We start from the raw sequence: 6,057 nt of genomic DNA, 5'->3' as shown, positions 1-6,057 counted from the left end.
GGCCGCCCACGACAAAACCAAGGTCAACGGCCTGTACGCCGGACGACCCGCCGTTCCCACCGGCAAGCTCATCCTCGACGCACTGGCCGGCATCCGGCTCATCCCGGGCACCGGCCAATCACCCCCGTCCATCCCGCAACCCACCGACCTCCAACTCCACCTCCTGGACCTCCTCGACATCGATCCACGAGACCTCCGCTGAAGATCGCTCAAGTGCGGAAAACGGGGCTAGCGCACTCTGGAGGAGCAAAGCGGTCGACCGGTGCAGGTCGCGGCGCTTCGAGCAGTGGCATTCGCCGGTGACGGTCTCCATGGGGTCGACCGTGACGGCAGCATGGTGACGCACGGTTCGGCTCCGTGAGCCGGGTTGACCGGGATCAGCCGGGCGCGGGGCGCCGCGTTCAGCGCGGTCCGCAGGGTGGCGTGGATCCGCACCACGGTGGCTGGCGACAACCGGCGGCCGGTCGGCGAGGGACGGGACGCCAGCGCCGCGAGTAGCCCGTTTGACGTCGCGGGAGGTCAGCTTGTGTAGCCGGATCTTTCCCAGCTGAGGATCGAGGTAGAGGCGGATGCGCGTGGCGTAGCCCTGCCGGGGTCGACGGCCGCAGGGCCTCGTACGGGGGGAAGCTCAGGGGTGTGGCGGTCGGCGCTGCCGCGATGGGTCCCGACCGGGCACCACCAGGGCTTACGTGCAGGGATCGCTCTTGCCGGCGTTTCAGCCGTTGATGTGCGGGCGAGTGCTACGGCGGGGAGGCGCGCGGGCTGCGCCGCTGCGATGTGCATCTGATCATCCAGCTGAGGCCAGCGCTCGGCGAGCGGCTTCAAAGGCGAACCGGGCCGGGTCGAACTCCTGCGCGTTCTCCAGACCGGCCCAGCGGACATATTCGTCGTGCTCGTCGTGTTCGGGATCGGCCAGCACCAGACGGAAGTATTCGTAGCCTCCGATGCCGCCGACGTCCTCTGGCGGGCAAGCGCCCGCCCCGTCCACCAGCATCGGGTAACGGACTCCTTCCTCCGCGGTGAGGATCTCCTCCAGCACGATGTCATGCCGCCAGCTGTCACCCAGGTCGTACTCGTACTCAATGGCTGCCCCGGCCTGTGCGAGCACCTCCGGCAGCGAGGTCTTCTTCTCGTCCAGAACGTCCAGATCCCACTCGGGTGACGCTTCGCCGTACAGGACACCGCTCACCGTGAACAGGTGGAGATGACGGTCCTCCCAGCCCATCGCCGCGACCAGGATGTCGTGCAGCCTCTCCATCGTGATCCCGGGTGAGACGAGCAGGCGCCGCCAGATCACCGGATCCGCACTCTCCTGGAGCGTTACCCGGATCTGATAGATCGGCTCTCCCGGTGCGGCCTCACCCAGGCTGCGCCGTACGGCGTTCACCGCCACCGGGGTCAGAGTCGCCGTCTCCTCCGTGAGCTCCACCGCGCCCAGTCGGACCAAGACGGCCAGCAGCCGATCGAGGTCCTGGCCAGCCATCCGCCGCTGCGATTGCGGGTCGCGCATCTCGTAGTACGGCGACGCGATCTCCCAGGCCAGCAGCCGGAGATCCGCAACGGACACCGGCCCGCCGTACAACCTACGCAGCAGCGCTGGCCAGATGAGCGTGAACTCCTCGCCGACCAGCGACGTGTACCAGTAGTTCTTGGGGAAGAGCGCCTCGCTCATCTTCCCCAACGCCGTGAACGACGCCTCCCACAACCGCCCCGAGTCCTTCAGCAGTGGCGCCGCCTTCTTCACCGGCAGCAGCCGCCCCTTGACCACCCGGACCAGCCCAGCCGCCTTGGCCCATTCCACGATCAGGTTCAATCCGGGCAGTTCGGTGCTGCTCTTCGTCCGGAACACCCGGTCACCGATCTTCTGGTCGATCTCGTCGCCGGTCTCCAGCAGCGCCACCAGCGCCCGCGCGTCCGACAGCGTCAGTTTCCCCGTCTGGGTCAGCTTCCGGCCTCCGCCCACCCACTCGGTGAACGCCCGCAACTCCTCCTGCATAGCGTTCAGAGTATGGCCCAGCATTCGGCCTCCGCCGCCCGCGCCGCGCGAACGAGTCCTTCTGGCCCATGAGACATCGTAGGATCGGGTGCCGTGGCGAAGAAGCGTAGAGCGAAGGCAAACCCCACGCGGGGAGTCAGCGGCAATCCTGCCCGGCGCGCGCTGCAGCTCGCCACCCGTCAGCCCTCACCCGACCCTCATTCTGTGCTGTTTGAGTCGCTGATGGGGACCGCTGGGGATCAGTGGTGGCCGGACTCCCAGAATGCGATCATCAAGCGCCTCGCTGACCTGCCCGCCCACTCGCCTTTGCGGCTGGAAAACGCCGTCATCGACCTGGTCGGCGAGGAGCTGTGGACGCGCACACAGACCGAGACCATGGGTTTCCACTGGGACCGGTACCTGGCCTCTCTGGCTGACCTCGTCCGCGACGAGATCCAGATCGCCGCGCGCAGCGGCGGGCAGATAGATGACCTGTGGCGGATGCTGCACGGGCTCGCCGCGATGACCGCGCCGTCCAGCGGGGAGATGCTGCGCCGCGACCTCGGCCTCGCCGTCCGCGAAGCCATCAAGGACGCCACGACGGCCTTGGCCAAGGCCGGCATCGCTCCTGGGTGGCCGAGTGAGATTCTCCGGGCCACTCCGGCCGGAGAGCCACTGCTGCTGGCCGACGAGTACGGCTCGCGGTACGCGCTCCTCGCCCCCTTCGCCTGGGGCGAGGAGGACCCGCACTGGTACTGTTGGGACATCGACCGCTGCACCGGAGACCGGGTCGTGCACGCTGCCGTCTTCGCCTCACCGGAGGAAGCGCTCGCCGAGTGGCGAGCCGCCGTGGGGACGCACGCGGCACCCGCCTCCACCCAACCGGCCCCGTGCGACCAAGCTACCGCCCGCGACCTGTTGGATCCGCTGTGCCGTTCTGACCTCCTGGGCGTCCTGCTGCTCGGCAGCGAGTCGCAACAGCTCATCGCCGAGCGTTTCCGCTTGCGCCAGCGCGCCAGCGCCCTCTGCGAGTCGTTCACTGTCGCTCCTGAGCCTAAGCCCAAGCAGGACCTCAACCCGATCATCGACGAATTCGCCGCCTGGCTACGCGATCGAGATGACCACAGACCCGAACGAGAAGACATCGCCACGCTCGCCGACACCTGGTCCCGGCTCTGCGGACCCGGCTACTATGCCTGCTCCCCGCATCGGATCGAGCACACCGTGATCCTCGTCGCAGACGGATACATCAAGAAGTACGCCGAGGCCATACTCGATCTGCTACCCCAGTGGGTCGAATGGTGCATCGAACGCACCGGCCTGACCGGCAAACTAGCAGAGCGAGCCCGCCAAGCAGCCGCGAACAACCGGTGGGACGGATCCGACAGCATGGACCTGCGCCGCACCGAATAGTTGAACCGCTCCCGGATGTCCTGTGGGGCGCTCAATAATAGGATTCGGTGTCTGACCTGCGGGTTCTTGGTGGTGTCAGCTGGCGATCTGGTACTCGTTGATGAGGCCGCTGAGGATGGCCTTGCGGTGGACTCGGTGGTCGGCCAGGTCGATGGGGGTTGGCGGTCTTGTTTCGGCTTGCGATGGGGGCAACTGTCTGATGCCGCGGTGTGGCCTGGCGGTGTTGTAGTGCTGCAGGTAGCGGGTGAGGGTTCGGCGTAGATGGTGCTCGTTGAGGATGAGCATGCTGTCCAGGAGTTCGCGGCGTAGGGTGCCGATGATCCTTTCGCAGTGCGTTCGCTTTCGGGGCCTGCGGTGGGCTCTTGATGACGCGCAGGCCGGCGTCGGCGAACACCGTGTCGAAGGCGTCGGTGAACTGGCCGCCACGGTCCCGGATCAGGAGCGGCATACGCCGTCACCATTCGCCGGGCAGGCCGTCACACCAGCAATCTCATCCGGGGGGGCGGTTCCAGCGCTGCGCAGAGTTGCCGTCGCAGAACCGCAACTCCATCGGCAGGCCGTCCTGCGCTCCCGGCGTAGCGATGCAGTGGCTCCAGGTGTTGGAGACTGCCGAAACCAACAAGTTGTCGGTGATGCCGAAGCCCCAGTTCTCGTTGCTGATCCAGTTGCACGTCCACTGCTGGATGGGGGTTCCGCTGACGGCCTTACCGGCGACGTCAAGGCAGAGTTTGCTGGCTCTGTTGACCAAGTGGACCTTTGTGGAGGAGACCGGTGTGACTGTCCATTGCTGAGCGAGGCTGCCGTTGCAGGTCTGCTGAACGATCCTAGTTGCCGTTTCGAGGGACCCCTTGTCCGGCTGGAGGCACTTGCGGTTCTGGCCGCTCACGAGCTTGACGATCGGGTCTTCGGCCTGGGCCGGCGACGCGGCCGCCACACCGGCGGCGGTTGTTATCGCCACAGCGGACAACAGCGTGACAAGTCGGTGATTCCGCATTTCAAGTCCTTTCGAGGTGATGGGTTTCACGGTGATGGAGCGATCCATCACATCGGCGCGCTGGTCCCGTTGCAGCGGTAGATCTGAATGGCGAGCCCGGCGCGGCTTCACATGGGGCTCCTCATTGTGGGACCAGAGAGCCTTCTGCCTGATCAGCCGCCGTGAGCTGGTAGACGCCCCCGCGTCGCGTGAAGTGCAAAAGGTCAGAAGCCACCGATGGGCGGGGGCATCGAGCGGCCGGTCAGTAGCTGAACGTCGTCGCTCCGTCGCCGATCCAGCGCCACATGGGCACCGTGCCGCCGACCTCGGCGGACTTGATCAGCTGGGTTTCGTCGAGGCCCTTGGCGGTGAAGCAGATCGGGCAGACCAGGAATGTCCCGCCCGCGCTCTGGTATCGCTGGACCAGGTCGGGCAGCGGTGGGCAGCCGTTGCAGGCCACTCCGGTGGCGACGCCGTGCAACGCCAGCCGGACGGCCTCCTTGGTCAGGAACATCAGGGTCGGCCGGCCTTCCTCGGCCGCGCCCACGGCGACCAGGAACGCCACCGTGACCCGCTCGGGATCCTCCAGACCGGTCGTCAGGCTGATGACCGCTTTTCCGGACATATGATGCCTCCTCGAATGTGCTTGCTTCCGCTCATGAGACTGCGTGACGCGCGTCCGAGGGCCTAGTACTTTTTTTGTAGCGGCGCGGAGTGAGAGCCGCCGTGAGGATGGGGCCATGAAGCGCTACGGTCAGTACTGCCCGGTCGCCCGAGCCGCCGAGATCCTCGCCGAACGTTGGACCCTGCTCATCATCCGCGAGCTCGTATGGGGTGAGGACCGGTTCAACGGCATCGCCCGCGGCCTGCCGGGGATGTCGCCGTCGCTGCTGGCGGCGCGGCTGCGCGAGCTGCAGCGCGCCGGTCTGGTGCGCCGCGATGTGGTCGGCGGCGAGCCTCGCTACCTTCTCACGGAGGCCGGGAACGAGCTGAATCCGCTCCTGGAGCTGATCGGCGCGTGGGCCGTGCGCTGGATGCACGAGATCCGCCCGGACGAGTTCGACCCCACGCTGCTAATGCTCCAGATCAAGCGGGAGTGCCGGCCGGCCCGCATGCCCGACAAGCCGGCCACGGTGCAAATCGAGTTCCAGGACGCGCCGGCCGGTCAGCAGCAATGGTGGCTCGTCCTGTCCCGGTCCGGCGTCGACGCGTGCGACAGCTACCCGGGCTTCCCGATCAACGTCTGGCTGGAGACTGAGGTGCCGACCCTGACCCGCATCTGGATGGGCGATCTGACCTGGTCGACCGCGCTACGCGACGAGACAGTGCGCCTGACCGGCGACTCCGCCGCCTGCCGCGCGTTGCCGCAATGGCTGCACGGCAGCCCGTTCGCCACCGTCGAACGGGCGGGGACGTCGTTACCCCGGTGAACTGAGGGCGTCAATACTCTGTTCACGGTTGTGAGTTGCGGAGACGTCCTGAGGTTCCTCGGTCGAAGCAGGGGTCGGGGTCGGGCATGCTCGAGGCTCGTGGTGTTCCGTCTCATCTCTCGTGTTTCGCACTTGTGGGTGATCATGTTTCGGCGGCGGCCCAGGCTGCGAGGACGGCCTGGGTTTCTTCGGGTGTGGCCTGGTAGGGGGCTTGGGGCCGAAAACGTTCGGCGATGATGACGCGGCGGAGCTTGATCACCATGTCT

7 protein-coding genes are annotated in these 6,057 nt (G+C 66.8%); 3 read left to right on the top strand and 4 right to left on the bottom strand.

Going from position 1 to position 6,057, the window contains the following annotated elements:
• The coding region (locus ITP53_RS53395) for a hypothetical protein (RefSeq protein ID WP_207757701.1) at positions 1 to 202 on the top strand (202 nt) is incomplete at its 5' end.
• 585 nt (positions 203 to 787) lie between these two features.
• Here the strand turns inward: ITP53_RS53395 and ITP53_RS56735 are convergent.
• Positions 788 to 1,996, bottom strand: coding sequence for a plasmid pRiA4b ORF-3 family protein (locus ITP53_RS56735; protein WP_207757700.1), 1,209 nt, complete (start codon positions 1,994 to 1,996; stop codon positions 788 to 790).
• Positions 1,997 to 2,200: 204 nt separating this feature from the next.
• Here ITP53_RS56735 and ITP53_RS53385 point away from each other — a divergent pair, with 204 nt between their 5' ends.
• Positions 2,201 to 3,388 carry a hypothetical protein gene (locus ITP53_RS53385; RefSeq protein WP_195903141.1) on the top strand — a complete coding sequence of 396 codons (1,188 nt, stop codon included), beginning with the start codon at positions 2,201 to 2,203 and terminating at the stop codon, positions 3,386 to 3,388.
• 75 nt (positions 3,389 to 3,463) lie between these two features.
• Here ITP53_RS53385 and ITP53_RS58820 read toward each other — a convergent pair whose 3' ends face one another.
• The 3 genes from ITP53_RS58820 to ITP53_RS53370 all read right to left on the bottom strand — a co-directional run bounded on the left by ITP53_RS58820 (position 3,464) and on the right by ITP53_RS53370 (position 4,986).
• Positions 3,464 to 3,814 (bottom strand): integrase core domain-containing protein, encoded by a 351-nt coding sequence (locus tag ITP53_RS58820; RefSeq protein ID WP_207757699.1) that lies wholly within the window; start codon positions 3,812 to 3,814, stop codon positions 3,464 to 3,466.
• 64 nt (positions 3,815 to 3,878) lie between these two features.
• Positions 3,879 to 4,493 carry an RICIN domain-containing protein gene (locus ITP53_RS53375; protein ID WP_207757698.1) on the bottom strand — a complete coding sequence of 205 codons (615 nt, stop codon included), beginning with the start codon at positions 4,491 to 4,493 and terminating at the stop codon, positions 3,879 to 3,881.
• A 130-nt stretch (positions 4,494 to 4,623) separates the two neighbouring features.
• On the bottom strand, positions 4,624 to 4,986 hold the full coding sequence (locus ITP53_RS53370; RefSeq protein ID WP_195903140.1) for a DsrE family protein: 363 nt from the start codon (positions 4,984 to 4,986) through the stop codon (positions 4,624 to 4,626).
• Positions 4,987 to 5,101: 115 nt separating this feature from the next.
• Between ITP53_RS53370 and ITP53_RS53365 the strand changes: the two genes are divergently transcribed.
• Positions 5,102 to 5,791 carry a winged helix-turn-helix transcriptional regulator gene (locus ITP53_RS53365; RefSeq protein WP_195903139.1) on the top strand — a complete coding sequence of 230 codons (690 nt, stop codon included), beginning with the start codon at positions 5,102 to 5,104 and terminating at the stop codon, positions 5,789 to 5,791.
• The last annotated feature ends 266 nt before the right edge of the window (positions 5,792 to 6,057 follow it).

The organism is Nonomuraea cypriaca, from assembly GCF_015645445.1.
Classification (GTDB): domain Bacteria; phylum Actinomycetota; class Actinomycetes; order Streptosporangiales; family Streptosporangiaceae; genus Nonomuraea; species Nonomuraea cypriaca.
Note: the sequence above shows the minus strand (reverse complement) of the source record. Positions and strands in the feature narration are given on the sequence as shown.

Coding starts and splice junctions, on each gene's coding strand:
- ITP53_RS56735 (WP_207757700.1), bottom strand. CDS start 1,996: ATGCAGGAGGAGTTGCGGGCGTTCACCGAGTGGGTGGGCGGAGGCCGG.
- ITP53_RS53365 (WP_195903139.1), top strand. CDS start 5,102: ATGAAGCGCTACGGTCAGTACTGCCCGGTCGCCCGAGCCGCCGAGATC.
- ITP53_RS53370 (WP_195903140.1), bottom strand. CDS start 4,986: ATGTCCGGAAAAGCGGTCATCAGCCTGACGACCGGTCTGGAGGATCCC.